This window comes from Amycolatopsis nivea (assembly GCF_004522235.1).
Lineage (GTDB): Bacteria > Actinomycetota > Actinomycetes > Mycobacteriales > Pseudonocardiaceae > Amycolatopsis > Amycolatopsis nivea.
The window spans coordinates 45,772-71,974 of the sequence record NZ_SDLT01000018.1 but is presented as its reverse complement, the minus strand read 5'-3'; the positions used below and the strand labels follow the sequence as shown (position 1 = coordinate 71,974).

Here is a 26,203-nt window from a genome sequence, read left to right as displayed (position 1 = left end):
GAATTCCTTACTGGCAGGCTTCGCAGTCGGGGTCGTCGATCCGGCAGGCAGCGCCCTCGGTGGCGACGAAGTCGACGTCGGTCTTCGGCATCTCCTTCGGCTCCGCCGGGACGGCCGCGGCGGGCGACGGCGACGGTGCGGGGGAGGCGGCCGGGACCGCGGCGGACGGCGACGGCGACGGTGCCGGGGAAGGCGCGGCGGCTGGAGCAGCGGCAGCCGGAGCGGCCGGGGCGGGGGTGGCGGAGACGGCGTTCAGCTTGCCGTCCGTGCCGCGCAGGGTGCTCTTCTCCACGTGCGTCGCGGACTGCGCCCGCAGGTAGTACGTGGTCTTGAGGCCCTTGTGCCAGGCGTAGCGGTACAGCTCGTCGAGCTTGCGGCCGCTCGGCGCCGCGATGTACAGGTTCAGCGACTGCGCCTGGTCGATCCACTTCTGCCGCACCGAACCGGCGTCCACGATCCACTTCGACTCGATCTCGAAGGCGGTCGCGTACAGCGCCTTGAGGTCGTCCGGAACGCGGTCGATCTGGCCGAGGCTGCCGTCGAAGTACTTGAGGTCGCTGACCATGACCTCGTCCCACAGGCCGCGCGCCTTGAGGCTCTTGACCAGGTGCGGGTTGACGACGGTGAAGTCGCCGGACATGTTCGACTTGACGTACAGGTTCTGGAACAGCGGCTCGATCGACTGGCCGACGCCGGAGATGTTGGAGATCGTCGCGGTCGGCGCGATCGCCATCACGTTCGAGTTGCGCATGCCGACGGTCTTGACGCGCTCGCGCAGCGGGGCCCAGTCCAGCGTCGTGGAGGTGTCGACGTCGAGGCCGTCGCCCTGGCGGGCGTCGATGAGCAGCTGCATCGAGTCGATCGGCAGGATTCCCTTGCTCCACAAGGAACCCTCGAACGTCTGGTACTGGCCGCGCTCCTCGGCGAGGTCGGTCGAGGCCGAGATCGCGTAGTAGGAGAGGTGCTCCATCGAGACGTCGGCGAACTTCACCGCGTCGGCGGACGCGAACGGCACGCCTAGCTCAAACAGCGCGTCCTGGAAGCCCATGATGCCCAGGCCGACCGGACGGTGGCGCAGGTTGGAACGGCGCGCCTCCGGGATCGTGTAGAAGTTGATGTCGATCACGTTGTCGAGCATGCGGACCGCGGTGCGCACGGTCTTCTCGAGCCGCTCAGTGTCCAAACCGGACGGAGTGACGTGCTTGAGCAGGTTCACCGAGCCGAGGTTGCAGACCGCGACCTCTTCGGTGTTCGTGTTCAGCGTGATCTCGGTGCACAGGTTGGACGAGTGCACGACGCCGACGTGCTGCTGCGGCGAACGCAGGTTGCACGGGTCCTTGAAGGTGATCCACGGGTGGCCGGTCTCGAACAGCATGGTCAGCATCCGCCGCCACAGCTCGACCGCGCGGACCTTGCGGAACACCTTGATCTCGCCGCGCGCGGCGGCCGCCTCGTACTCGCGGTAGCGCTGCGCGAACGCGTTGCCGTAGAGGTCGTGCAGGTCCGGCGTCTCGTTCGGGGAGAACAGCGTCCACTCGGCGTTCGCCTCGACGCGGCGCAGGAACTCGTCCGGGACCCAGTTGGCGGTGTTCATGTCGTGCGTGCGCCGCCGGTCGTCGCCGGTGTTCTTGCGCAGGTCGAGGAATTCCTCGATGTCGACGTGCCAGGTCTCCAGGTACGCGCACGCCGCGCCCTTGCGCTTGCCGCCCTGGTTGACCGCGACCGCGGTGTCGTTGGCGATCTTCAGGAACGGCACGACGCCCTGGGACTGGCCGTTGGTGCCCTTGATGTGCGCGCCGAGGCCGCGGACCGGGGTCCAGTCGTTGCCGAGGCCGCCCGAGTACTTGGCCAGCAGCGCGTTGTTCTTGTACGCCTGGAAAATCGAGTCCAGGTCGTCGTCCACAGTGGTCAGGAAGCAGGACGACAGCTGCGCGCGGTTGGTGCCGCTGTTGAACAGCGTCGGGGTGGACGCCATGAAGTGGAACGTCGACAGCAGTTCGTAGAACTCGATCGCGCGGGCTTCGCGGTCGTCCTCGCGGATCGCCAGGCCCATCGCGACGCGCATGAAGAACGCCTGCGGCAGCTCGAACCGCACGCCGTTGTGGTGCTGGAAGTACCGGTCGTACAGGGTCTGCAGGCCGAGGAAGCCGAAGTCGAGGTCGCGCTCGGCGTGAATGGCGGCGGTGATCTTGTCCAGGTCGAAGCGCAGCAGCTCGCCGTCGACCAGTTCCAGTTCGACCGCGCGGCGCAGGTAGGCGCGGAAGTACGCCGGGTATTCGGCCGCCATCTCGTCCTGGCTGGCCTGGCGCGGCTTCTGCGCGAGGTAGCTCAGCGCCTCGCCGCGCAGCTTGTCCAGCAGCAGGCGGGCGGACACGAACGAGTAGTTCGGCTCCTGCTCGACGAGCACGCGCGCGGCCATGATCTGCGCGAGCGCCAGTTCGTCGGCGGTGATGCCGTCGTAGAGGTTGCGCTTGGCCTCGGCCAGCACCGGCTCGGCGGAGACGTCCTCGAGCCCGGCGACGGCCTCGCCGACGACGTGCGAAACGCGCGCCCAGTCGAGCGGGCGCAGCGTCCCGTCGGCGCCCTTGACGCTCAGCGCGACCTCGGCGGACGCCGGCGCGGCGGCCTCGCGGGCCTTCGTGCGCTCGTCGCGGTAGAGCACGTAGGCGCGGGCGACCTTGTGGTGCTCGCCGCGCATGAGGGCGAGTTCGACCTGGTCCTGGATCTGCTCGATGTGCAGCGCGGTCTCCGGGCCGGTGTGGCGCAGCAGCGCCGCCTCGACCTGCCCGGTCAGCTCCGCGACCACGTGGTGCACGCGGGAGGACGCGGCGGCGTCGCCGCCCTCGACCGCGAGGAAGGCCTTGGTCAGCGCCACCGAGATCTTGCCCGCGTCGAAGGGCGAGACGCTTCCGTCCCGCCGGATGACGCGGACCGCGCTCGGGGCCCCCTCCGCCGCCGACGGCGGCCGCTGACCGGTTTCCACTGACATGCGTGTCTCCAACAGTTCCTCGAAATGGGCGCGTTCGAGCGGCACACGGCCGGTCAAGGCCATGCGCTGCGGTTTCGGCGAAACAGCCCGGCCGCCCTCTTCAAGCGGTCTCCCCGTCGCTGGGGGCTGCCGGTTCCCAGAGACTACATGTTGGGGTGGGGGCTCGCACGGGCCCCAAGGTATGGCGTGTCGGTCTCACCCTGGCGGGTTATCCGATCACCGAGGGCAAGATCCGAAACGGAGCCTCGTGGCGCCCAGTGCGGCACTGGCCACGGGCCGTTTCCCGGCGAGATACGCCAGCGGCCCGGCCGGGTTGACCGACCAGTCGGCGGCCGCCGCGCGGGGCTTCGAACGCCACTCGACCGTGGTACGCAGCGGGCTGCCGCCGCGGTCCTGAGCGATCTCGAAGCGTACCGGGAGCGTGATCGGGAGCCCGAGGCGCGGGGTGAAGGCGGCGGTGGCGATCCAGTCGTCGGAGGTCGCTGCGGTGAAGGTGCGTCCGCCGGTGAAGGCGAAGGACGCGAGGTCCTTCGGGATGCCCCACAACTCGCGCCCGCCCGCGCGCGAGACCTCGCTGTCGACCCAGATGTCGGTGATCGACGCGGCGAGCCCGCGGCCGCGCACGGCGACGCAGGAGAGGAGTTCGTGGTAGCTCAGCTGACCGGACGGCAGGTAGTCGATCCAGGCGGTGAAGACGGCGGCCTGCTTGCCCAGGAGCAGCGGTTCGGTGCCGGCGGGCAAGGCGGGCAGCTCGTCGACGGGGACTCGCCACATCGACACGCACGCGTCGGCGGCGAGGTGCCACGGTTCGGGCGGGTACTCGGTCATTCGTCGATCCATGGCAGGTAAGGCGGCAGATCGCGGTCCACGCGCAAGGGGAACTCCGGCGGGCGTTTCTGGAAGAACGAGGCGATGCCCTCGACAGCGTCCGGGTTTGAGCCCAGCTGGGAGATGAGCTTCGAGTCCACCTGGTGGACGTCGAACGGAGACGGGGCCGAGGCCATCCGGTAGAGCAGCTGCCGGGTGACCGCTACCGCGACCGGCGCGGTCGTTTCGGCGATCTCCCTCGCCTTGGCTTGGGCTTGGGCGAGGACGTCCCCGGGGGCGTGGATCTGGTGGACGAGTCCGGCCTGGAGTGCCTCGTCGGGTCCGAAGAGCCGTCCGCTGACCATCCAGTCGACGGCCGCGCCCATCCCGACGAGGCGGGGGAGGAACCACGCGGACGCGCCTTCGGGGTAGATGCCGCGGCGGGTGAAGACGAAGCCGAACTTGGAGTCGGTGGAGGCGAACCGGTAGTCGCAGGACAGCGTGATGGTGATGCCCGCGCCGACGGACGCCCCGCGCAACGCGGCGAGCACGGGTTTGTTCATCGTGAAGATCCGCTTCGACACACGGCCGGCCGGTTCCTGCCAGTCGTCCGGCGGACGGTCGCCGAAGTCGAAGCCGCCGGAGGAGAGGTCGGCCCCGACGGAGAAATCCTTGCCGGTGGTGCCGAGCACGACCGCGCGGACGTCCTCGTCCCGGTCGGCGCGGTCGAGGGCGTGGGCTAGTTCGTCGGCCATCCGGATCGTGTAGCCGTTGCGGGCTTCGGGCCGGTCGAGCAGGACGGTCGCGACCTTGGCGGCGACCTCGTAGGCGATCTCCGCGTAGGAGTCCATGGGAGGACGGTAGGGGGCTTGTTTTCGCGGTGTCAATAGCGGTGGGGTCCGCCTCGTCGCCTGGCGGCGACATCGGCCTCGTTGGTTGCGTGGGGCACCCCGAAGCTTGATTGTGCTGACGGTTTGGGGGTGCTTGTCAAGGCGGGAAAGATGCCTTGACAAGCACCCCCAAACCGCAGGGGAGCTTCGTATCGGGGTGTGGGGGAGGTGTGGGTGCCTCGATGGTTGGGTGCACCGGTGCGGTTTGAGTTGGCGCGGGGCTAGCGCCCCAATGCCACATTGGGTGCGTCCCATGCACCCAATGTGGCGTTCGGTGCGTCTGACGCAACCAATGCCGCATTGGGGCGGCATCCCGGTGGCCGGCGGCGGACGGGGCGGTCCGTGAAGGGCTCCTTGAGGGAATCCGAGTCCGTGAAGGGGTCCCTCACGACCGGTGACGGGTCGTGAGGGGAACCCTGACGGAATCAGAGTCAATGAGGGTGGCCCTCACGGACCCGGTGCCGGAGCAAAACAATCATGCGCGCTTGATTTTTCCGGGGCCAGGGTCCACGCTGGGTCCGCACGAGGTGGTGCGGCGGACGCAGGGAGGCGCAGGAATGGCTGATCTCGCGGGGATCCTCCGGGATCTCGCGGCCGAATCGCAGGCGGTCGACGACCTGGTCGCCGGGTTGCCCGCCGGGGAATGGGCGCGGCCGACGCCCGCGCCCGGCTGGAGCATCGCGCATCAGGTGGCGCATCTGGCGTGGACCGACGGCAAATCGCTGATCTCCGCGAGCAGGCCGGAGGACTGGCAGTCCGAGGTCGAAAACCTGTTGAGCATCGGCGAGAACTACGTCGACCAGGGTGCCGAGGACTGGGCTCAGCTGCCGCCGGACGAGCTGCTGGCGCAGTGGCGCGCGGGACGGGCCGCCCTCGCCGAGGCGCTCGCCGCGGTCCCGGACGGGCAGAAGCTGCCGTGGTACGGCCCGCCGATGAGCGCGGCTTCCATGGCGACCGCGCGGATGATGGAGACCTGGGCGCACGGCCAGGACATCGCCGACGCGCTCGGCGTCACCCGCGAACCCACCGAACGGCTGTGGCACATCGCCCGGTTCGGCACGCGCACGCGCGATTTCGCGTACAAACTCCACTCGCTCGCACCGCCGGCGGAGGAATTCCGGGTCGAGCTGACCGCGCCGGACGGCAGCACGTGGGCGTTCGGGCCGGAGGACGCGGAGCAGCGGCTGACCGGCAGCGCGCTCGACTTCTGCCTGGTCGCGACGCAGCGGCGGCATCCGGCGGACACTGATCTGGTCGCGACCGGCGCGGACGTCGAGGAATGGCTGGGCATCGCGCAGGCGTTCGCCGGGCCGCCCGGGGCGGGGCGCAAGCCGGGGCAGTTCGCGTGAGCGCGCCGTTGCGCGTCGGGAACGCGTCCGGGTTTTACGGCGACCGGTTCTCCGCCGTGCGGGAAATGCTGACCGGCGGCCCGCTCGACGTCCTGACCGGCGATTACCTCGCCGAGCTGACCATGCTCATTCTCGGCCGCGACCGGATGAAGGACCCGGCGCGCGGCTACGCCAAGACGTTTCTCCGGCAGATGGAGGAAAACCTCGGCCTGGCGAAGGAGAAGGGCGTCCGGATCGTCGCGAACGCGGGCGGGCTCAACCCGGCGGGGCTGGCCGACGCGTTGCGCGAACTGGCTGAGAAGCTCGGTCTCGAGGTCCGCGTCGCGCACGTCGAGGGCGACGACCTGATCGCGCGAGCGGACGAGTTCGGCTTCGAGAAACCGTTGACTGCCAACGCTTATCTCGGAGCGTGGGGCATCGCGGAGTGCCTTAAGGCTGGGGCCGACATCGTGGTGACCGGGCGCGTTACGGACGCGTCGGTGATCGTCGGACCGGCGGCGGCGCACTTCGGCTGGGCCCGCGACGACTACGACGCGCTCGCCGGAGCGGTCGCGGCGGGACACGTCATCGAGTGCGGCGCGCAGGCGACCGGCGGGAACTACTCGTTCTTCCGGGAACAGCCGATCGGCCTGCCAGGGTTCCCTCTGGCGGAGATCCACGCGGACGGTTCCAGTGTGATCACGAAGCATCCGGGCACGGGAGGCGTGGTCAATAAAGGGACTGTGACGGCGCAACTGTTGTACGAAATCACCGGTGCGCGGTACGCGAATCCTGATGTGACGGCGCGGTTCGACACTTTGTCGCTGTCGGACGACGGACCGGACCGCGTGCGGATCAGCGGGGTTCGCGGGGAAGCGCCGCCGCCGACGTTGAAGGTGTGTCTCAACCGGCTCGGCGGTTTCCGGAACGAGACGACGTTCGTCCTTACTGGACTGGACATCGAAGAAAAAGCCGCGCTGGTACGGGAACAGCTGGAAGGCGCATTGGCGAAGCGTCCGCCAGCCGAGGTCCGGTGGACGCTCGCGCGCACCGATCATGCGGACGCCGACACCGAGGAACGCGCCAGCGCGCTGCTGCATGTCGCGGTGAAGGACAACGATCCGAAGATCGCCGGACGTGCGTTCAGCGGAGCGGCGATCGAGTTGGCTCTCGCGAGCTACCCGGGATTCCACGTGACCGCACCGCCCTCGGACGCCTCGCCGTTCGGGGTGTACTCGGCGGCCTTTGTGGACGCTGCCGCGGTTCCGCATGTCGCGGTCCTGCCGGACGGGTCCAAGGTGGACATCGCGCCCGCTGCCGAGACGGTTTCCTTGTCCGAAGTAGACGAACCGGCACTGCCGGAACCGTTTCAGGCGAACAAGGTGCGGCGCGTTCCGCTCGGTCTCGTCGCGGGCGCGCGCAGCGGCGACAAGGGCGGCAACGCGAACCTCGGCGTGTGGGTGCGGTCCGAGGAGGCGTGGCGCTGGCTGGTGCACCGGCTGACGGTCGGGGAATTCCGCCGTCTGCTGCCGGAAACCGAAGGACTGCCGGTCACCCGGCATCTGCTGCCGAACCTGTGGGCGATGAACTTCGTGGTCGAGGGCATTCTCGGCGACGGCGTCGCTTCGCAGGCCAGGTTCGATCCCCAGGCGAAGGCGCTCGGCGAATGGCTGCGGGCGCGCGAACTCGACGTCCCGGAGGCGCTGCTGTGACCGTGGATCCGTTCCGCACGCCGGAACGCACCGAACTGCGCGCGACGGTGCGCCGGTTCGTGGAGAAGGACGTGCTGCCGCACCTGGACGACTGGGAGCGGGCCGGGGAACTGCCGCGCGACCTGCATCGCAAGGCGGGAGAGTTGGGCCTGCTCGGGGTCGCGTTCCCCGAATCCGCGGGCGGGGGCGACGGCAATTACCTCGACGCGCTCGTGGTCGCCGAGGAAATGCACTACGCGGGCGGGTCCGGCGGGCTGTTCGCGTCGCTGTTCACCTGCGGGATCGCGGTGCCGCACATCGTCGAGGCCGGCGACCCGGTGCAGATCGAACGCTGGGTGCGGCCGACGCTCGAAGGCGAGAAGATCGGTTCGCTGGCGGTCACCGAACCGGACGGCGGTTCTGACGTCGCCGGGATCCGCACCACTGCGGTGCGCGAGGGCGACGAGTACGTGATCAACGGGGCGAAAACGTTCATCACTTCCGGCTGTCGCGCGGACTTTGTGACCACTGTGGTCCGAACCGGTGAAGCGGGCGCGCACGGGCTTTCGCTGATCGTGGTCGAGCGCGGAACACCAGGGTTCACGGTGTCGCGCAAGCTGGAGAAGATGGGCTGGGCGGCTTCGGACACCGCGGAACTGTCTTATGTGGACGTCCGGGTTCCGGCGGAGAACTTGGTCGGCGCGGAGAACAGCGGCTTCGCTCAGGTGGCCACGCAGTTCGTCACCGAACGGCTTTCGCTGGCGGTACAGGCATATGCGCACGCGCAGCGGGCACTGGATTTGACGCTGGACTGGTGTCGGATGCGCGAGACGTTCGGGCGTCCGCTGATCTCGCGGCAGCTGGTGCAGCACAAACTCACCGAGATGGCCTGCAAGGTCGACGTCGCGCGGACGTACGCCCGGCAGGTCGCGCTCCGGCACGTGTCCGGCGAAGAAGTGATCGCCGAGGCGTGCTTCGCGAAGAACACCGCGGTGCAGACCGCCGAATGGGTCGTGAACGAGGCGGTGCAACTGCACGGCGGGCTCGGCTACATGCGCGAGTCCGAAGTGGAACGGCACTACCGCGACGTCCGCATTCTCGGCATCGGCGGCGGCACCACCGAAATCCTCACCGGACTGGCCGCGAAGCGATTGGGATACACCGCATGACCACTATCAGGTCCACAGTGGACACCCGGGCCGACGAGTTCGCCGCGAACCGCGAGGCGATGCTGGAGAAGCTCGCGGAGATCGACGCCGAACAGGCGAAAGCGGTCGCCGGCGGCGGGGAAAAGTACGTCGAACGGCACCGCAAGCGCGGGAAACTGCTGGCGCGCGAGCGGATCGAATTGCTGCTGGACGAGGACTCGCCGTTCCTGGAGCTGTCGCCGCTGGCCGCGTGGGGTTCGGACTACAAGGTCGGCGCGAGCGTGATCACCGGGATCGGCGTCGTGGAAGGCGTCGAATGCCTGATCTCGGCGAGCGACCCGACGGTCAAGGGCGGCGCGAGCAACCCGTGGACGACGAAGAAGTCGTTCCGGGCGGCGGACATCGCGGCGCAGAACCGGCTTCCGGTGATCAACCTGGTCGAATCCGGCGGCGCGGATCTTCCGACGCAGAAGGAAATCTTCATCCCGGGCGGCCGTGTCTTCCGTGATTTGACGCGGTCCTCGGCGGCGAAGGTGCCGACCGTTGCGCTGGTGTTCGGCAACTCCACCGCGGGCGGCGCGTATCTGCCCGGCATGTCCGACTACGTCGTGATGGTGAAGGAACGCGCGAAGGTGTTCCTCGGCGGACCGCCGCTGGTCAAAATGGCGACCGGCGAGGAGTCCGACGACGAATCCCTCGGCGGCGCGGAAATGCACGCCCGGACGTCCGGGCTCGCCGATTACCTCGCGGTCGACGAGGAGGACGCGATCCGGCTCGGCCGCAGCATCATCAAGCGGCTCAACTGGACCAAACAGGGCCCGACGCCCAAACCGGACTACGCCGAACCGCTGTTCGACGCCGAAGACCTGCTCGGCATCGTGCCGACCGACCTGAAGATCCCGTTCGACCCGCGCGAGGTGATCGCGCGCGTCGTGGACGGTTCGGACTTCGACGAGTTCAAGCCGCTGTACGGGCCGAGCCTGGTCACCGGATGGGCGAGCATCCACGGGTATCCGGTGGGAATCCTGGCCAACGCCCAGGGCGTGCTGTTCGGCGAGGAATCGCAGAAGGCCGCGCAGTTCATCCAGCTGGCCAACCAGATCGACACGCCGCTGGTGTTCCTGCACAACACGACCGGCTACATGGTCGGCAAGGAATACGAGCAGAGCGGCATCATCAAGCACGGCGCGCTGATGATCAACGCGGTGTCGAACTCGAAGGTGCCGCACCTGTCCGTCCTCATGGGAGCGTCCTACGGCGCCGGGCACTACGGGATGTGCGGCCGCGCCTACGATCCGCGGTTCCTGTTCGCCTGGCCGAGCGCGAAATCCGCGGTGATGGGGCCGGCGCAGCTGGCCGGTGTGCTGTCCATTGTGGCCCGCGCCGCGGCGGCGAGCCGGGGACAGGAGTACAGCGAGGAAAACGACGCCGCGATGCGCGCCATGGTGGAAAACCAGATCGAGGCGGAATCGATGCCGATGTTCCTCTCCGGCATGCTTTACGACGACGGCATCATCGACCCGCGCGACACCCGCACGGTGCTCGGGCTGAGCCTGTCGGCGATCCACAACGGACCAGTGAAGGGCGTCGAAGGCGGCTTCGGCGTCTTCCGGATGTGAGGGCCATGATCCAGAATCTGCTGGTCGCCAACCGGGGCGAAATCGCCCGCCGCGTGTTCCGCAGCTGCCGGGACGCCGGAATCGGCACCGTCGCGGTGTTTTCCGACGCGGACGCCGACGCGCCGCACGCGCGGGAAGCCGACGTCGCCGTCCGGCTGCCGGGCAACGCACCGGGCGAGACCTATCTGCGCGGCGAACTGATCGTCAAAGCCGCGGCGGACGCCGGTGCTGACGCGATCCACCCCGGATACGGCTTCCTGTCCGAGAACGCCGGGTTTGCCCGGGCAGTGCTTGACGCCGGGCTGACCTGGGTCGGCCCGCCGCCCGCAGCGATCGAGACGATGGGCTCCAAAGTGGAGTCCAAGCGGCTGATGGCTGCCGCCGGGGTTCCGGTGCTGTCCGAATTGGACCCTTCCTCGGTCACCGATGCCGATCTTCCGTTGCTGGTCAAGGCTTCCGCTGGCGGCGGCGGTCGCGGCATGCGCGTGGTCCGCTCGCTGGACGAGTTGGCTGAGGCGGTTGAGAGTGCTCGCGCGGAGGCGGGATCGGCGTTCGGCGACCCGACGGTGTTCTGCGAGCGGTATCTCGAAACCGGACGGCACATCGAGGTCCAGGTGCTCGCCGACTCGCACGGCACGGTTTGGGCGGTGGGGGAGCGGGAGTGCTCCATCCAGCGGCGGCATCAGAAAGTGGTGGAAGAAGCGCCATCGCCCTTTGTGGACGATGCCATGCGCGCGGAGTTGTTCGACGCGGCACGCAAGGCCGCGCAGGCGATCGACTACGTCGGCGCGGGAACGGTCGAATTCCTCGCTGGCCCGGACGGTCGGTTCTACTTCCTGGAGATGAACACGCGGCTGCAGGTCGAGCATCCGGTGACGGAGAATGTCACCGGACTGGATCTGGTGGCGTTGCAGCTTTCGGTGGCCGAAGGCGGTCGGTTGTCTGCCGAACCGCCTGCTGCTAATGGGCATTCGATCGAAGTCCGGCTGTATGCCGAAGACCCGTCGGCCGGATGGCAGCCGCAGAGCGGGACGCTGCACACGTTCGAAGTGTCCGGAGTGGACCGCGAATTCGTCCACGGTGCCGGACTGCGCCTCGATTCCGGGGTGGAATCCGGTTCGGTGATCGGTGTGCACTATGACCCGATGCTGGCGAAGGTCATCACGTGGGCTCCCGCGCGGGCGGAAGCCGCGCGTCGGCTCGCCGGTGCCTTGGCTGGCGCGAAGATCCACGGCGTGGTGACCAACCGCGACCTGCTGGTCCGGATCCTGCGCCACGAAGCTTTCCTTGCCGGAGAAACGGATACCGCCTTCTTCGACCGGCACGGACTGGACACTTTGGCCGCGCCACTGGCCACTGTGGACACCGAACGCTGGTCCGCGCTGGCCGCCGCACTGGCCGATGCTGCGGGAAACCGGGCCTCCGCGACCACTCTGGGACGGCTGCCCAGCGGTTGGCGCAACGTCCGTTCCGGCGGCCAGCGCAAGGTATTCGCCAAGGGAGACAACCGTTACGAGGTCGTCTATTCGCTGACCCGCGACGGCCTGCGTGCCGAGGGTTACGACGACGTCGCCTTGGTCGCCGCGACGCCGGACCAGGTGGTCCTCGACATCGCCGGAGTGCGCCGGACCTTCGCCGTTGCCCGGCATGGTGCGGTGTCCTATGTGGATTCACCATTGGGTTCGGTGGCATTGACCGCCGAGCCGCGATTCGCCGATCCTGATTCGGCGCTGGCGGCGGGTTCACTGCTCGCACCGATGCCTGGCACAGTCGTGCGGCTCGCAGTGTCCGCAGGGGACAGTGTGCGGGCTGGCGATCCGTTGCTGTGGCTGGAAGCGATGAAGATGGAACACCGGATCTCGGCCCCGGCGGACGGTGTGGTCGCCGAACTGCCGGTCGAGGTCGGGCAACAGGTCGAGGTAGGCGCGGTGCTGGCTGTGGTGGGAGAGACCGAATGAACGCGATGAACTTCGTCGAGCCCGAAGAGCGGGTGGCGCTGCGGAAGGCCGCGGCCGATCTGGCGGGCAAGTACGGGCACGACTATTACGCGAAAAAGGCCCGCGCGGGCGAGAAGACCGACGAGCTGTGGAACGAAGCCGGGCGGCTCGGCTACCTGGGCGTGAACCTGCCGGAGGAATACGGCGGCGGGGGAGCCGGGATCGCGGATCTCGCCGCGGTGCTGGAGGAATTCGCGGCCGCGGGCTCGCCGCTGCTGCTGATGGTGGTGTCGCCGGCGATCGTCGGGACGGTGCTGTCGCGCTTCGGCACGCCGGACCAGAAGAAGCAGTGGCTGCCCGGAATGTCGGACGGCAGCAAGAAAATCGTCTTCGCGATCACCGAACCGGACGCCGGCTCCAACTCGCACAAGATCACGACGACCGCCCGTCGCGACGGCGGCGACTGGGTGCTGTCCGGGCGCAAGGTGTTCATCTCGGGCGTCGACGAGGCGGACGCGGTGCTCGTCGTGGGCCGCACCGAGGACGCGAAGACCGGTCGCCTGAAGCCCGCGCTGTTCGTGGTGCCGACGGACGCGCCCGGGTTCGAGTTCACGAAAATCGACATGGACATCGTCGCGCCGGAAAACCAGTTCTCGCTGTTCCTGGACGACGTGCGGCTGCCCGCGGAAGCCCTGGTGGGCGAGGAGGACGCGGCGATCGCGCAGCTGTTCGCGGGCCTGAACCCGGAACGCATCATGGGCGCGTCGTTCTCGCTGGGCACCGCGAGGTACGCCCTGGACAAGGCGGTCGGCTACGCCAACGAACGGCAGGTGTGGGGCGCGCCGATCGGGTCGCACCAGGGGCTCGCGCATCCGCTCGCGCAGGTGAAAATCGAGCTTGAGCTGGCGAAACTGATGACGCAGAAGGCCGCCTCGCTGTACGACGCGGGCGACGATTTCGCCTCCGGGGAGTCCGCGAACATGGCGAAATACGCGGCGGCGGAGGTCGCGATCCGCGCGGTCGACCAGGCAGTGCAGACCCACGGCGGAAACGGGCTGGCGACCGAATACGGCCTGGGAACCCTGGTGACGGCCGTGCGCCTGGGCCGGATCGCGCCGGTGAGCCGCGAGATGGTGCTGAATTTCGTGGGGCAGCACAGCCTCGGACTGCCGAAGTCGTACTGAGCAAGGGTGAAGTCATGAGGTGCGTCGGCGATCGGCGGCCCGGCCGTGGAGAGCGGCCGGGTCCCCGGTGCGGGCCTGGTCTGAGGTCCGGGAGGGGAGCAGAGTCCCGCAGGGCTCCCGTCACGGACTTCTGCCGGAGCGGGCTGGGGCTGATGCTTCGCGAGCCGCCGCAGGATCGCAGTCGCACCACTCGGCGCGTGTCTGGTCTGAGGTCTGGGTGCGCACTGGCTCGGGCAGGTGAGGGCTGATGCTCCGCGAGCCGCAACAAGAACGCAGCCGCACCACCCGGCGGCGGTTGATCGAAGCCGCGATGGACTGCATCGGGGAGCGCGGGTGGCACGGGGTGACCGTCGCGGTCATCGCGGAGCGGGCCGGGGTCTCCCGGGGCGCCGCGCAGCACCACTTCCCGACGCGGGAATCGCTGGTCGCCGCGGCGGTCGAGTTGCTCGGCGAGGCCCAGCTGGACGAACTGCGCACACGCGCGGCCGGATCGCCGGGCGGCTCGTCGCGGATCGAGTGGGTCGTCGAGATGCTGCTGACCCTCTACACCGGGCCGATGTTCCGCGCCGCGCTGCAGCTGTGGGCCGTCGCGTCGACGGACGACCAGCTGCGCGACGTGCTGGTGCCGCTGGAGGCGCGCGTCGGGCGGGAGGCGCACCGGGTCGCGGTCGAACTGCTCGGGGTCGACGAGGCCCAGCCGGGCGTTCGCGAACTGGTCCAGGCCACTCTCGACCTCGGGCGCGGGCTCGGCCTCGCCAACCTCCTCACCGACGACACCCGCCGCCGCGAGCAGATCGTGCGCGAGTGGGCGCGGACGCTCGAGTCTCGCCTGGCGGGAACCGAACAGGTCTAGGCATCGTCACATTCCCGAACCGCTACAGTGTGGCTGTTAACACATTCGGCCCAATCGGCGATAACGTTGAGTAAGTAGCCCACGAGGAAGAAGGCGATCCCGGTGTCCGGTGCAGAAGGGGTGACCGTCGAGCTGACCCATCGCGCGATGGCCATGCTCAAAGCGGTCGCGCAGCAGCGCGCGGAGATGTCCACCAGCTGCGAGCCCGACCTGTTCGTCGACGGTTTCGCTTGCTGCGACCAGATGACCGCACACGCACTCGCCAAGGGCGGCTACGTCCGTCCGGGCACAGGAGTCACCGCCGCGGGCCGGGTCCCCGCCGAACTGACCGAGGCCGGCGCGGCCGCGCTGTCGGTCACCGCCGCTGCCTGATCTTCACTCGTTCGGACGTATCCGCGCACGGTGTGTGACGGGCGGCAGAACGGGGACCTCCCGGGCGGGAAGGTCCCCGTCGCCAGACCCGGCGGCCGCGATCCAGGCGTGCGCCAGGTGGTTCAGTCCACCGGGGTGACCCGCGAGTCTTCGCTCGAAGGGTGCCCGGTTCGCTCAGCCGAACCGCCGCCGGTTTGATCCGGGCCGGTCGAACCGTTGCGCGGCTTGGGCCAGGTCGGCAGAGCTGTCGCCAACCTGACCCACCTCGCCTGGCTCAACCCGGCCCGGCCCCCGGTCAGCCGTTGTACCCGGCCACGACCTTCGTGAACGCGTAGTTCTCCTGGTCGATCCCGCTGCAGCCGCCGCAGTCGCGGTTTGTCGCCCAGAACGTGACGCGGCCCAGGTGGTGTTCGGCGGCCCAGTCGCGGATCGCGGTGAAGTCCGCGACCGACACGACCTCGCCCGCGCGGTCGGTCTTGCCGTTCATCGACGACAGTCCGGCGCGGTGGTAGGCGGTGGCGTCGTCCCAGCCGAACGTCGACTTCAGTTCGCCGACCAGGCCGTCCACCGCGGATTTCGTCATCGCGACCATGTCGCCGCCGTCGGAGAAGTCGAACGGCATGAGCGACCACACGTCGACGTCCGCGCCCAGTGCCTTCGCCTGCGAGACCAAGCGCTTGCCCCAGTCGTTCGGGCCCTGCGGCGTGGTGCCCATGGTGATCACGACGCGCACGTTCGGGTTCTTCTCCTTGACGATCTTGACCGCGCCGAGGATCCGGTCCTGCACCGCCGCGTTCTCGAACTCGTCGGTGTTCTCGATGTCGAGGTCGATCGCCTTGAGGTCGTAGGCGTCGATCACCTTCTGGTACGCGCCGGCCAACTCCTCCGGCGATCCGCAGTTCGGGCCCAGTTTGTTGCCCTGCCAGCCGCCGAACGACGGGATCACGTCGCCGCCCGCGGAGCGGATCTTCTGGATCATCGCGGCGTCGGTCCCGTCGAGCGGGCGGTTGCCGTCCCAGGCGGGCGTGCAGCCGCCGCCGGAAAGCATGAACGCGAGGGTGAACGCGCTGACGCCGGTCGCGTCCATCGCGGCGGACGGATCGCTCTGGCCGCCCCACTGGTACAGGTACGGGGCCGCGAGGACCGGGTCTCCCGCGGCTGAGGCGGTGCCGGTCGCGGTGGACAAAGCGGCGCCCGCGGCGAGCGCCAGCACGCCGAGACGTCCGGCGAGTTTCCGGCGGGAACTGGTGCGGCGCAAGGATTTCATGGGTCCTCCAACGGGGGAACGCGCACCTCGCGGCACGCGTCATCGGAGCACCTGGCGAAGCCGGACGTGGCGGCGGCGCCCCGCAGGCACTCGGGGGAGTGTGTGCGCAGCCACAATGGACTAGACCATTGAGAAGTGTCAAGACATGGGCGGGAGTGGGAAAAAACCTCACCGAGGGCGCCGAGGTCGCCGGGAGGTTCCGGGGCGCCGGTCAGCGGGACGATCGGGAAGCGGTGCGTGGCCGGGAGGGCAGCCGAGTCCGCTCAGCGAGCGCGGCCGCGCGGCTGTGTCAGGCTGGAAGGGCGAGCGAACGAAGTGGGAGCGTCATGACCGAACCGGTCCGGATCAGCGGTGCCGACGTCGCCCCGGAGCAGCAGGCTGTCCGATACGAGCTGGCGATTCTGTCGTTCCAGCTGCTCGACGGGCCGAAAGCCGTCGAAGGCGTGCTGCCGTGGGTCGAGGGGCACGGCGAACTGCTCGGCTGCTGGCAGACGGAAAACGGTCCGCTCGGCAGGCTGGTCGTGCTGCGCGGGTTCGAGAATCAGCAAGAGCTGGACGAGGAACGCTTGCGCGCCCGGCACAGCCGCGCACCGTTCGGCGGCGGCTGTCTGACCGACCTGTCGCTGCAGAGTTTCGCGCCATTCCCGTTCGTGCCGCCGGTGCGGCCGGGCAAGTACGGCTCGGTGTACGAGATCCGCGACTATCACCTCCGGCCGGGCGGTCTGACCGCGACGATCGACGGCTGGCGCGAAGCGTTGCCCGCGCGGCATCTGGTCGATCCGCTGACCGTCGTGATGTACGCGCTCGACGGCCCGGACCGGATCATCCAGATCTGGCCGTTCGCGAGTCTGGACGAACGGCTCGCGATCCGTCGCGACCTCTACGCGAAGGGGATGTGGCCGCCGCCGGGCGCGCCGGAGGAGATTCTCGACGCGGACTCGGTCATCGCGGTGCCGCTGGAGTTTTCGCCGCTGGCATGAGTCACGTCGGTTCGCCGATGTCCTCGAACCAGAGCGCCGGTTCCCGTTCGATGAATTCCGTCATCAGGGCGACGCAGGCGGGGTCGTCGAGGAGGTCGACGCGGACGCCGTGGTCGGCGAGCCAGCCGTGGCCGCCGGTGAAGGTCCGGGATTCGCCGATCACCACGTGCGGGATGCCGAATTGCCGGACCAGGCCGCTGCAATACCAGCACGGCGACAGCGTGGTGACCATGATCGTGTCGCGGTAGTGCGGGCGGCGGCCGGCGGCGCGGAACGCGGCGGTTTCGGCGTGCAGGGACGGGTCGCTGTCCTGGACGCGGCGGTTGTGGCCGCGGCCGAGCAGCTTCCCGTCGCGGTCGAACAGGGCCGCGCCGATCGGCACGCCGCCCTCGGCTTTTCCGGCTTCCGCCTCTTCGCGGGCGACAGCGAGCAGGTCGTCGAGCATGCGTCACTTTCGCACGCCGCCGCGACGCCCTGGCGATCGAGGACCGAAGCTGTCCGCGAAGCGTGGCAGAGTGCTCGGCATGTACGGAACCTCCGAACGCCTGTTGCGCCTGCTCTCGCTGTTGCAGGCGCGTCGCGAATGGCCTGGTCCGGACCTCGCGGGCCGGCTGGGGGTCGACGTGCGGACGATCCGCCGCGACGTCGAACGGCTGCGGCAGCTCGGTTATCCGGTGCACGCGACGCCGGGGGTCGCGGGCGGGTACCGGCTGGGTTCCGGTGCGGCGCTGCCGCCGCTGCTGCTGGACGACGACGAGGCGGTCGCGGTGGCGGTCGGCCTGCGCACGGCGGCGAACGGCACGGTGGCGGGCATCGAGGAGACGTCCGTGCGGGCGTTGGCGAAGCTCGAACAGGTGCTGCCCGCGCGGCTGCGGCACCGGGTGCGGGCGATGGATTCGGCGATGGTCCGGATCCCCGGCGGCGGACCGAAGATCGACGCGGAGCTGCTGACCGTGGTCGCGGCGGCGTGCCGGGACAACGAGCGCCTGCGGTTCACCTACGGCACCCACGCGGGCGAGGTGGCCGAACGCGACGTGGAACCGTTGCGGCTCGTGCACGCCGGCTGGCGCTGGTACCTCGTCGCGTGGGACCTCGGCCGAGACGACTGGCGCACCTTCCGGCTGGACCGCATCGACGGTCTCCCGGTGCCTAGTTTCCGTTTCACGCCAAGGGAACCGCCGGCCGAGGACCTCGCCGCTTACGTGTCGAGCCGGATCGCGACCGCGCCGTATCCGCACATCGTGACGCTGCGCGTGTCGGCTCCGGCGGAAGTGCTGACGGCGTGGATTTCCCCGACGACGGCGGTGATCGAGCCGATCGACGACGAAACCTGCCGGATCCGCACCGGCGCGAAAACCTTCGAATCCATTCCGTTTTACCTGGCGCAGTGGGAATTCGACTTCGTGGTGGAGGACGGGCCGCCGGAATTGCTGGACCGGATGGCGAACATCGCGCAACGATTCGCGCGGGCGACGTCAGGCCGGACTTCCGCCGGTGGCGACGGCGAGCAAATCCGCGGCGGCGGTTGACAGGGCCCCGGGGAAACTGTTGCTGTCGCGGTGTTTCTCGGTCATCCAGCGTTCGGTGGCGAGTCGTAGGACGGAGAGTCCGAGGTCGGTGGCCAGCCGGGCGGTTTGGGGATCGATGCCGCGGTCTTTCAGTGCGCTGGTGAGGGTTTCGGAAATGGTGACGAGTTTGATCAATTCCCGTTCACGCAACGGGGGATTGGCAGCGATCACGGTCGCTCGGCGCAGCAGGAATTCGCGCGGACGGAATACGCGTGGCGCCGTAGCGAAGGCGGCCAGCAGGGTCGGCAGCGCGGGCGTTCCTGGCGGGACGGCGTCGATCGCGGTGACGAATTCGGTTTCCAGTTCCTGGCTGCCGCCGAACAGCACTTCCCGTTTGTCCGCGAACCAGCGGTAGAACGACCGCTCGGTGAGGTTCGCGCGCTGGGCGATCTGCGCGACCGTCGTGCGGTCGTAGCCCTGTTCCTCGAACAACTCCAGTGCGGCTTGCTCGAGCCGGTTCCGGGTGTTGCCCTCCCATCGCGCCATGGGGCCAGTGTAGCGACAGCAGATGCTGTCATCACTCTGGTAGCGTCAGTGACGACAGCTTCTGTCATCACTCACGAGGAGACAGCCGGATGCGCACCCTTCGTTTCTCTGAACACGGTCCTGCGGCCCAGGTCCTGCGGGTCGAGGACGCCGCGGTCCCCGAACCCGGGCCGGGGCGGATCCGCGTCGCGGTCCAGGCGTGCGGTCTGAACCCGGCGGACTGGGCGTTGTGCGAGGGCCTCTTCGCCGGTGACCTGCCGCGCGGGATCGGCCTGGAGGTGTCCGGCACGGTCGACGCGCTCGGCGAAGGCGTGACCAGCGTCGAGGTCGGCGACCCGGTTTTCGGCATCGCGCCGTTCACCGGCCCCACCGCGGGCGCGTCTGAACAGGCGCTGCTCGACACGTGGTTCCCGCGGCCGGACGGGCTCGATGCGGTCCACGCGGCGGCTCTGCCGATGGCGGTCGGAACGGCTTACGCGGCGCTCGACGCACTCGGCTCCGGCACCTTGCTCGTACACGGTGCGGGCACCACCACCGGGTTCGCCGCGGCGCAGATCGCGCTCCTGCGCGGGGCACGCGTGATCGTCACCGCGGGCGAAACGCACGCCGCCGCGCTCCGTTCGGCTGGTGCGGAAGTCACCGGCTACCAGGACGGAATCGCCGAACGCGTGACGGCGCTGGCCGGGGGGCCGGTCGATCGAGTGCTGGACGCGGCGCCGTTCAGCGGCAAGGCGGCCGAACTCGTGCGCACGGTCAAGGAACCCGGACACGTGCTGACGCTCGACCTCAGCTCGGACCAGCCCGGGGTCCAGACCATTGTCAGCTCGGGCGCTCAGCCGCGCTACGACGTCCTCGGCGAGTTCGCGTCGCTCGCGGCGGAGGGACGGTTTTCGATCCCGGTTTCCCGGATTTTCCCGCTGGACGACTGGCGGGCCGCGCTCGAACTGAGCCAGTCGCGGCAGGCGCGGGGCAAGCTGGTGCTGGTGCTCTAGCCCGCGCCGAGCATGCGGAGGACGAGTTCGCCGTACTCCTTGCCGAGTTCGGTGGGGGTCTGCCGGGTCCGTTCGCTGTACCAGCGCGCGACGTCGACGCCCAGCGACAGCACCGCGCGCGCCGCGATCCCGACGTCGCCGACGGTGAACGCACCGGACTCGACCCCGTCGGCGATCACCTCGCGCACGCGCTGCTCGATCTTCCGCCGAAGCTGCGCGACGACCTGGTATTCCTTCTCCGGCAACGCATTCAGCTCGTACTGCACGACCCGCGCGACCGTGTGCCGCCGCGCGTGCCAGGCGACGAAATCCTCGACGAGCAGCCGCATCCGCTCCACCGGACCGGTGACGCGCCCGATCACGTCCTCGACGAGGGCCAGCGTCTGCTCGTGCCCGTTGCGGCTGATCGCGAAAAGCAGCGCGGCTTTGGACGGGAAGTGCACGTACAGCGCGGCCGGGCTCATCCCCGCCGCACCGGCGATGTCCCGCGTGGTGGTGGCGTGGTAGCCGCGCTCGGCGAACGACTCCACCCCGGCGAGCATCAGCCGTCGCGCGGTCTCAGGCTGCACGTCGGGCCACAGGTCGGCCGAGAGCGTGGTCATCCGGCGATCCTCCTCTAGTCCCGCGCCGGCCGGTGAGTCCGCCCGTCGTCTGTCGAGTGTAAGCGCTCGCTTTGTCGAGGAATCCGGTGATATCTCCCGCAATCGGGGATGACATACCGATGAGCTTAGTGGGTCGCGGCGGCCACGGCCGAGAAAGGTAGCACCTGTGAGCCCTGGATCGCGGCCGCCGGAACGGGCCTCTTCGCCCGTCGGAACCACCCGAGGTCGGCCTTCAGCGGCGGCATTCATCAGATGTATACCGGAGGTGCTGCGGTGCGGCAGGCTACGCAGGAACAGCACGTCGGCTGCGCGTGTTGCCCATCGGCTAGCTTGCTCATGGCTGCGTCGCGAGGACTCCGCGTCGTCGGCGGTGAGGTACGAGCCGAGGCTGCTATGCCGTGGTCGAACTCCGGCTATGCGGGACCGTGGTAGGCGCGGTACGCGGCGTCCATCGTGAGCCGGTGGCGGACATAGCTGTGATGATGTGCCAACGGGGCACCGCTGGACGACGCCAGGTGCACGGTCAGGTCCTCTAGCAGTTCGATCAAGACCTGGAGCGGAAGAACTGCCTCGGGTTGGCCCCGTTCGTCGGTCAAGCCACGGTCGATTCCGGCTGCGCGCAGGAACGCCTCCCGCGAGTTGTCGTCCTGCGGAATCAGGTCGCGGTCGCCACGGTAATGGCGTGCGCCCGTGTGGACGAGCCACGCGCCGACAAGGTCGTGTGCGTGTCGCTCAGCGGCCTCATACGGGTGCACCTGATCGTCGAGCTCTTCGCACAGTTCGAATGCCGCGACCAGTTCGTCAGCGTCCAGGTGCAGGTTGGCGTCGATCAGAGCTACGACGCGAGCATCAGGGTGAGACACGACGCACACCATACGCAGTGGCTGGAACGGCGGAGACAGTGCTGCGATCGAGCGCCGCTCCTGCTCTTGCCGGCCGCAGTTGCGGTGAGGGTCGAATCAGGGTCGAGCCGCGAGCGGGTGTGGTTCGCCGGTCAGAGCCGCCACCGCGGTGGCGATCTCCTCGATCGTCGCCGAGACGTACGTGAGAGTCGTCCCGGTCTGGTATCCGCCGGCATGACCGGCGAAGGCTGCTGCGACGGCATAGCCGAAGTTCCGTTCCACCCAGGTCAGCGTCGTGTAGCGCAGCCAGTGAGCGGTGATGCCTGCTGCGCTGATCCAGGGCAGATGCTGTCCCAGTCGCAACCACAGGGCGGCATACCGTGACGCTTGCATGGGAGTTCCGTTACGCGTGCGCAGCAGCCGGTCACCGCTGTCGCCGTTCGGGTTGCGCAGCTCCGTGTGCTCGATCAGGGCAGCCAGCAGGGTCGGTGACACCGGCTGCTCGCGGCTGGTCCCGCCCTTCTCGCGCAGTCGGATTGTGGAGTCGGTGTCGTTGAGATCGACTGGCCGAAGGGCGAGGGCACCGCCGCGCCGACAGGCTGTTTCCGTGTGCAGTCGGATCAAGAGAGCGTCCAAGTGCGGATCATTCCCCGTCGTGGCAGCGACTTCGTTGATGTCGGAAAGCTGTTGGTGCGACAGCGCTCGGCGAAGACTGTTGTGTCGCCGCGGCCTCTTCACTCTTGCGGCTGGGTTCTCGGCCGACCCGATCAACTTGTCCGAGACTGCTTGGCTGTAAAACGCCCGGACGGCGTCGATGAAGGTCGTCTTTGCGCCTCGTCCGTCTCGTGAGTTTTCGCGAAGGGCTGAACGTTGTTGCACGACGTTGGCGAGCTTGCCGATTTCGGAGGCGGTCGGTTCGTCGATCCGTCGGTCTGCCCACTCTTCGGTAAGCACACTCCAGTAGTGCTGCCACGTTTTCACGGATTTTGGGGAAACAGCGTCGACAACCACGGGTAGGTACTCGGCGAAGGTCGGAATATCGACCTTGTCGGGTATCTCGATCAGCTCAGACGGTGATACCCGCTACCTGCATCTCTGGTGGAGGGCGTCGCGATGGACCAGCGGGATCGACCCGTACCGCGCGGTGTTCAACACCAGCGCGATGATCGTCTCGGCGTGTGCCTCCTACGGCGTTGTTCACGCGCTGGCGCCCGGGGGAGTAGTGAGCGCGCCGAGCGAGACCAGCGCCGCAGTGCTCTTCGCCGCGCTCGCGACGTTCTGGCTCGTCAATACGCTCGCTGTCGGTGCCGCCATCGTGGCCGCGGAGAAGCTGCGTTCGGTCACGGGCCTCGTCGGCGGCTGGAGCGCGAACGCTTTGGAGGTCGTGACGCTGTTCCTCGGCGCGATCGCTGCGGTCGTCATCCAGTTGCGGCCGTGGCTCGCGCTCTTCCTGCTGCCGTTGATTTACGTTCTGCACCGCAGCGACTCCGTCAAGCACCTCGAGATCGCGGCCAGCACCGACCGCAAAACCGGCCTGCTGAACATGGAAACCTGGCGCTGCCTGGCCGAAGCCGGCTTGAAGAAGGCACGCCGGCACCGCGTGCCGGTCGCCGTTGTGATGCTGGACCTGGACTTCTTCAAGCGCATCAACGACACGCACGGCCACCTCTTCGGCGACGACGTCCTGCGCGCGGTGGCGCACGTGCTCGGCAGCGAGGTTCGCCGGACGGATCTCGTGGGTCGCTTCGGGGGCGAGGAGTTCGTGGTCTTCCTCGCCGACGTGGATCTCGTGCGGGCGACGGAGATCGCTGAACGGATTCGCAGCGCTGTCGCGGCGCTCGAGATCTCTCCCGGTGCAGGCGGCGCTTCGTCGGCAGTTCCGGTGCGCATCACCGCGGGCGTGGCGTGCGACGACGGGTACAGCGACGATGACGTCGACCTGAGTCAGTTGCTTCTTGCTGCGGATAACCGGTTGTTCTTCGCCAAGGGGCAGGGACGCGACCGGATCAACGCCGGCTACGCCAGGCAAGCCCGCTGAGGTCCTCGGCTACTGGCTAGGCGCCGTTTCGTAGCGGTGCATCCACTCGATCAGCGGCCGGACGGCGCGCAATGCTTCCGCGCCCTTCCTGGTGAGTTCGTACCAAGTCGGCTTGAAGTGGCCCTCGTCGGCGTACAAGCGGACGAGACCGTGGTCCTGTGCTCGTTTGAGTGTTTTGGTGAGGCTCTGGTCGGAGAGCGGGCTGGCGTCCTCGCCGTTGTCCGGTCGTACTTCGCCTTCGTTCACGCGGTCGCGAATGTCGCGGTACTGGAGCTTGTCCTCGGTGGAGAGCGCGGCGAGCACGACGATCATCCACCGTCCTCGGAGCATCTCGACCGCCGACTCGAAGGTCTTTTGGTACGACATGTTCTGGCTCGACACGTTGCCAGCTAACACCATTCGCAGGGTGCTGTCTCGCTGACTGGCAGATCGAGTGCTGCGTGGGCCGAACGAGTGAATGCAGCCCGGAACACCCCTGCGTGAGTCGACGCCTTTCTCTTGCCTGAGTCGGCAGAGTGCCTGGTAGGCATGCCGCAGCCGGGATTGACCGCCTGGCGCCGCACACAAGCGCGAGGCTTGGGCCGAGGCCAGGAGCAGGCCGCACGCCCAAGCCTCGCCAACGGGCAAAAGGGCGGCCCGCCTTCGCGGCGGGCTGAGTTCACGAGGGTGGGAATGCGCGCGAACCGAGCAGAAGAGCCCAGGCTGGAACCGAGCATGGTCGCGGACGTCGCGAGACTGGTCAGGGAAGTCCCGATTCCTCGGCCGTTCAGCATGAACGGCTTGGTCGACCGGCTGAACCGGCACCGAGGCAAACCCATCCGCCTCATGCGCGGCGATCTGAGCGGAACCATGCCGACCGGCTTGCTGCTCAGAACCGAGGCTGCCGACTACATCGTCGTGATCCGCGACGTCCAGCGCGGGCATGCCCGCCACATCCACTTCCACGAACTCGGACACATCCTCCTGGAGGACGCGGACCTCGCCGGGCCGTGCCTGCCGCAGGCGGACCCCCGTGCTCGTGCGGCCGACGAGTTGATGGCGGAGGAGTTCGCCCATCAACTGGCCGAGAGGATCGATGCGCACCCCTGCGCAGGCACTGGTGCGGAGACAATCCCGCCGTTGCGGCGTTGGGCAAGACCTTCGCGGCGAGGACGGACCTGCGCGGCGTGAATGCGTGAGCCGTACGGATTGGTCGCGCTGGCAGCGGGGGCGTTGGTCGCGGCGGAAGGCGTCCGGACGCTGGCTGTATTCGCCCGGCATCGTGACGCGCCGGGCAAGGCGTACCTCGGAACGATGCTGACGTTGTTCGGCGTGTCGCTGGCGTTTCGGGCACCTGAGATGACTGCGGTCGTGACCGAGACGACCGGAGCGCCGAACCTGACGACTTTTGTGCGCGGGGTGTGCTCGTTGGGAACGGTCATCGGGCCGGTCGGTCTGCTCGGACTCGGCGGATGGACCTGGTTGCGGTTGCGCTATGGCGTGGCTGCTGTCGTCGCCGGGACCGGCGCGCTGGCGTGGCTTGCCTTCGGTGCCTCGCTGCCGCCTGATAAGCCTGAGTTGTTCGGTGCGGTCGTCTGGATCAGCGGTGGTGTCCCAGGACTCGCCTTCGCCGTGTTCGCGACGCGATTCGCGAAGATCATCCGGCAGTCGCCGTCGCGTGTGCGAAGAGCGGGCGCACTCAGCCTTGTCGGCAGCACGAGCTGTGCAATAGGGGTAGCGGCCAGCCTGGTTGCCGCGGTCGGAGGGCCGGACTTGACCGGAGGCAGCGTCTGGCGCGGCCTGCTGGTGCAGAGCCTCGGCGGCATGCTCATCGCCACTGGGTCGTGGTACGCCGAAGCTGCGGACTTGGTCGCTCATTTCCGCGGGGGAGTGGAGAGCAAGAGAGTCCGGCGATTGTGGTGCTACGTCGAGCCGATCAGACAGACGATGGCAGATCGGATCCCGGCGGATGGGGTGCCTGGTCGAGAGATCATCGACATCTACGATGCGCTCCTCCTTGCTCGGCAGCAGAACTGCGGACGGGTGCGCGAGCGAGCGTCGTTGGTTGCGGACGCAGCGGGGCTTGGTGCGCGGGAGCGGGCCGAGTTTCTCGACGCCGTGGAGCTGCGCTCCGCAGTAGTCAGGCCGCGTCGTCCTCCCAGCGCAGTTACCAGCGATCGAGCGGGAGGGTTGGGCGTCGATTTGGAGGAGGATCCGCTTGACGTCGATGTCGCAGCACAGCGAGCGCAGGTAGCCAGATTGGCTCAGCTTGTGCTGCGGGATCGAGTGGTGCGCCGTACTGCGTGAATTTCCCGCGGCCCATGACGGTCATGCATGCAAGTGCAGTGCATTCTCTCCTCCGGCAGTGCCGGAAATTCCAGCCGTGGTGCGCAGGCGCGAGCCAATCTCAGGCGGACTGCACGATCATCAGATCGACTGAGTTCGACACATGCCGATACGAATCAATTAACCGGAGGGTTCTTGGTTCGAGTCCAAGCGGGGGAGCAAAGCCCAGGTCATTGACTTGGGCTTTTTTGTTACCCGTAAGTAGGGGCGATTTAGGGTCGATTTTGGCGATCGTTTAAGCGGCTGGCCGGTCGGGGTCGTCTGTGGGCCGCTGCGGTAGGCGGT

General features: G+C 68.4%; 24 protein-coding genes. 14 read left to right on the top strand and 10 right to left on the bottom strand.

From position 1 onward, the window contains the following. Positions 1–7: 7 nt before the first annotated feature. The 3 genes from EIZ44_RS21870 to EIZ44_RS21860 all read right to left on the bottom strand — a co-directional run bounded on the left by EIZ44_RS21870 (position 8) and on the right by EIZ44_RS21860 (position 4,647). Positions 8–2,989 carry a ribonucleoside-diphosphate reductase subunit alpha gene (locus EIZ44_RS21870; protein WP_134730884.1) on the bottom strand — a complete coding sequence of 994 codons (2,982 nt, stop codon included), beginning with the start codon at positions 2,987–2,989 and terminating at the stop codon, positions 8–10. Positions 2,990–3,205: 216 nt separating this feature from the next. Further along, on the bottom strand, positions 3,206–3,817 hold the full coding sequence (locus EIZ44_RS21865) for an acetoacetate decarboxylase family protein (RefSeq protein ID WP_134730882.1): 612 nt from the start codon (positions 3,815–3,817) through the stop codon (positions 3,206–3,208). Then, positions 3,814–4,647 carry an enoyl-CoA hydratase-related protein gene (locus tag EIZ44_RS21860; protein ID WP_037814748.1) on the bottom strand — a complete coding sequence of 278 codons (834 nt, stop codon included), beginning with the start codon at positions 4,645–4,647 and terminating at the stop codon, positions 3,814–3,816. Before EIZ44_RS21860 ends, EIZ44_RS21865 begins: the two co-directional genes overlap by 4 nt. 596 nt (positions 4,648–5,243) lie before the next feature. On the opposite strand from EIZ44_RS21860, the gene EIZ44_RS21855 reads away from it, so the two are divergent. From EIZ44_RS21855 to EIZ44_RS21820, 8 genes are all read left to right on the top strand, one after another. After that, positions 5,244–6,035 (top strand): TIGR03084 family metal-binding protein, encoded by a 792-nt coding sequence (locus EIZ44_RS21855; RefSeq protein WP_134730880.1) that lies wholly within the window; start codon positions 5,244–5,246, stop codon positions 6,033–6,035. Beyond that, complete coding sequence (locus EIZ44_RS21850; RefSeq protein ID WP_134730878.1) at positions 6,032–7,726, top strand: acyclic terpene utilization AtuA family protein; 1,695 nt, start codon at positions 6,032–6,034, stop codon at positions 7,724–7,726. Before EIZ44_RS21855 ends, EIZ44_RS21850 begins: the two co-directional genes overlap by 4 nt. After that, complete coding sequence (locus EIZ44_RS21845; RefSeq protein ID WP_051729069.1) at positions 7,681–8,874, top strand: acyl-CoA dehydrogenase family protein; 1,194 nt, start codon at positions 7,681–7,683, stop codon at positions 8,872–8,874. Before EIZ44_RS21850 ends, EIZ44_RS21845 begins: the two co-directional genes overlap by 46 nt. After that, positions 8,871–10,472 carry an acyl-CoA carboxylase subunit beta gene (locus tag EIZ44_RS21840; RefSeq protein ID WP_051729070.1) on the top strand — a complete coding sequence of 534 codons (1,602 nt, stop codon included), beginning with the start codon at positions 8,871–8,873 and terminating at the stop codon, positions 10,470–10,472. Before EIZ44_RS21845 ends, EIZ44_RS21840 begins: the two co-directional genes overlap by 4 nt. Positions 10,473–10,477: 5 nt before the next feature. Next, a complete protein-coding gene (locus EIZ44_RS21835; RefSeq protein ID WP_134730877.1) occupies positions 10,478–12,430 on the top strand; it encodes an acetyl/propionyl/methylcrotonyl-CoA carboxylase subunit alpha in 1,953 nt (650 codons plus the stop codon). Beyond that, a complete protein-coding gene (locus tag EIZ44_RS21830; RefSeq protein WP_078870531.1) occupies positions 12,427–13,593 on the top strand; it encodes an acyl-CoA dehydrogenase family protein in 1,167 nt (388 codons plus the stop codon). Before EIZ44_RS21835 ends, EIZ44_RS21830 begins: the two co-directional genes overlap by 4 nt. 247 nt (positions 13,594–13,840) lie before the next feature. Beyond that, the gene (locus tag EIZ44_RS21825) at positions 13,841–14,446 is read left to right on the top strand and encodes a TetR/AcrR family transcriptional regulator (protein WP_037814758.1); all 606 of its coding nucleotides are present in this window, start codon (positions 13,841–13,843) and stop codon (positions 14,444–14,446) included. 102 nt (positions 14,447–14,548) lie between these two features. Continuing rightward, on the top strand, positions 14,549–14,818 hold the full coding sequence (locus EIZ44_RS21820; RefSeq protein ID WP_037814759.1) for a hypothetical protein: 270 nt from the start codon (positions 14,549–14,551) through the stop codon (positions 14,816–14,818). Positions 14,819–15,113: 295 nt separating this feature from the next. On the opposite strand, the gene EIZ44_RS21815 is transcribed toward EIZ44_RS21820, so the two are convergent. Then, entirely contained in the window at positions 15,114–16,085 is a 972-nt protein-coding gene (locus EIZ44_RS21815) for a chitinase (protein WP_051729071.1), read from the bottom strand. Positions 16,086–16,411: 326 nt separating this feature from the next. On the opposite strand from EIZ44_RS21815, the gene EIZ44_RS21810 reads away from it, so the two are divergent. Continuing rightward, entirely contained in the window at positions 16,412–17,065 is a 654-nt protein-coding gene (locus tag EIZ44_RS21810) for an NIPSNAP family protein (RefSeq protein ID WP_134730875.1), read from the top strand. Position 17,066: 1 nt separating this feature from the next. Here the strand turns inward: EIZ44_RS21810 and EIZ44_RS21805 are convergent, their stop codons facing one another. Further along, positions 17,067–17,510, bottom strand: coding sequence for a nucleoside deaminase (locus tag EIZ44_RS21805; protein WP_134730873.1), 444 nt, complete (start codon positions 17,508–17,510; stop codon positions 17,067–17,069). Between the two features lie 79 nt (positions 17,511–17,589). On the opposite strand from EIZ44_RS21805, the gene EIZ44_RS44800 reads away from it, so the two are divergent. Then, positions 17,590–18,594, top strand: coding sequence for a helix-turn-helix transcriptional regulator (locus tag EIZ44_RS44800; RefSeq protein ID WP_167754235.1), 1,005 nt, complete (start codon positions 17,590–17,592; stop codon positions 18,592–18,594). On the opposite strand, the gene EIZ44_RS21790 is transcribed toward EIZ44_RS44800, so the two are convergent. Next, a complete protein-coding gene (locus EIZ44_RS21790) occupies positions 18,541–19,119 on the bottom strand; it encodes a TetR/AcrR family transcriptional regulator (protein WP_134730869.1) in 579 nt (192 codons plus the stop codon). The two genes, EIZ44_RS44800 and EIZ44_RS21790, sit on opposite strands and share 54 nt — an antisense overlap. Before the next feature lie 89 nt (positions 19,120–19,208). Here EIZ44_RS21790 and EIZ44_RS21785 point away from each other — a divergent pair, with 89 nt between their 5' ends. After that, entirely contained in the window at positions 19,209–20,111 is a 903-nt protein-coding gene (locus EIZ44_RS21785; protein ID WP_134730867.1) for an NADP-dependent oxidoreductase, read from the top strand. Here EIZ44_RS21785 and EIZ44_RS21780 read toward each other — a convergent pair. From EIZ44_RS21780 to EIZ44_RS21770, 3 genes are all read right to left on the bottom strand, one after another. Then, a complete protein-coding gene (locus EIZ44_RS21780) occupies positions 20,108–20,713 on the bottom strand; it encodes a TetR/AcrR family transcriptional regulator (protein WP_037814765.1) in 606 nt (201 codons plus the stop codon). The two genes, EIZ44_RS21785 and EIZ44_RS21780, sit on opposite strands and share 4 nt — an antisense overlap. Positions 20,714–21,126: 413 nt before the next feature. After that, entirely contained in the window at positions 21,127–21,576 is a 450-nt protein-coding gene (locus tag EIZ44_RS21775; protein WP_134730865.1) for a hypothetical protein, read from the bottom strand. 96 nt (positions 21,577–21,672) lie between these two features. Then, positions 21,673–22,509, bottom strand: a complete 837-nt coding sequence (locus EIZ44_RS21770; RefSeq protein ID WP_240691371.1) for a tyrosine-type recombinase/integrase — start codon at positions 22,507–22,509, stop codon at positions 21,673–21,675. A gap of 208 nt (positions 22,510–22,717) precedes the next feature. Here EIZ44_RS21770 and EIZ44_RS21765 point away from each other — a divergent pair, with 208 nt between their 5' ends. Continuing rightward, positions 22,718–23,593, top strand: coding sequence for a GGDEF domain-containing protein (locus tag EIZ44_RS21765; protein ID WP_134730861.1), 876 nt, complete (start codon positions 22,718–22,720; stop codon positions 23,591–23,593). Between the two features lie 9 nt (positions 23,594–23,602). Here EIZ44_RS21765 and EIZ44_RS21760 read toward each other — a convergent pair whose 3' ends face one another. Continuing rightward, complete coding sequence (locus EIZ44_RS21760; RefSeq protein WP_167754234.1) at positions 23,603–23,974, bottom strand: winged helix-turn-helix transcriptional regulator; 372 nt, start codon at positions 23,972–23,974, stop codon at positions 23,603–23,605. Between the two features lie 399 nt (positions 23,975–24,373). Here EIZ44_RS21760 and EIZ44_RS21755 point away from each other — a divergent pair, with 399 nt between their 5' ends. Further along, positions 24,374–24,763, top strand: coding sequence for a hypothetical protein (locus tag EIZ44_RS21755; RefSeq protein ID WP_134730857.1), 390 nt, complete (start codon positions 24,374–24,376; stop codon positions 24,761–24,763). Further along, complete coding sequence (locus EIZ44_RS21750) at positions 24,764–25,879, top strand: hypothetical protein (protein ID WP_134730855.1); 1,116 nt, start codon at positions 24,764–24,766, stop codon at positions 25,877–25,879. Positions 25,880–26,203 lie beyond the last annotated feature (324 nt).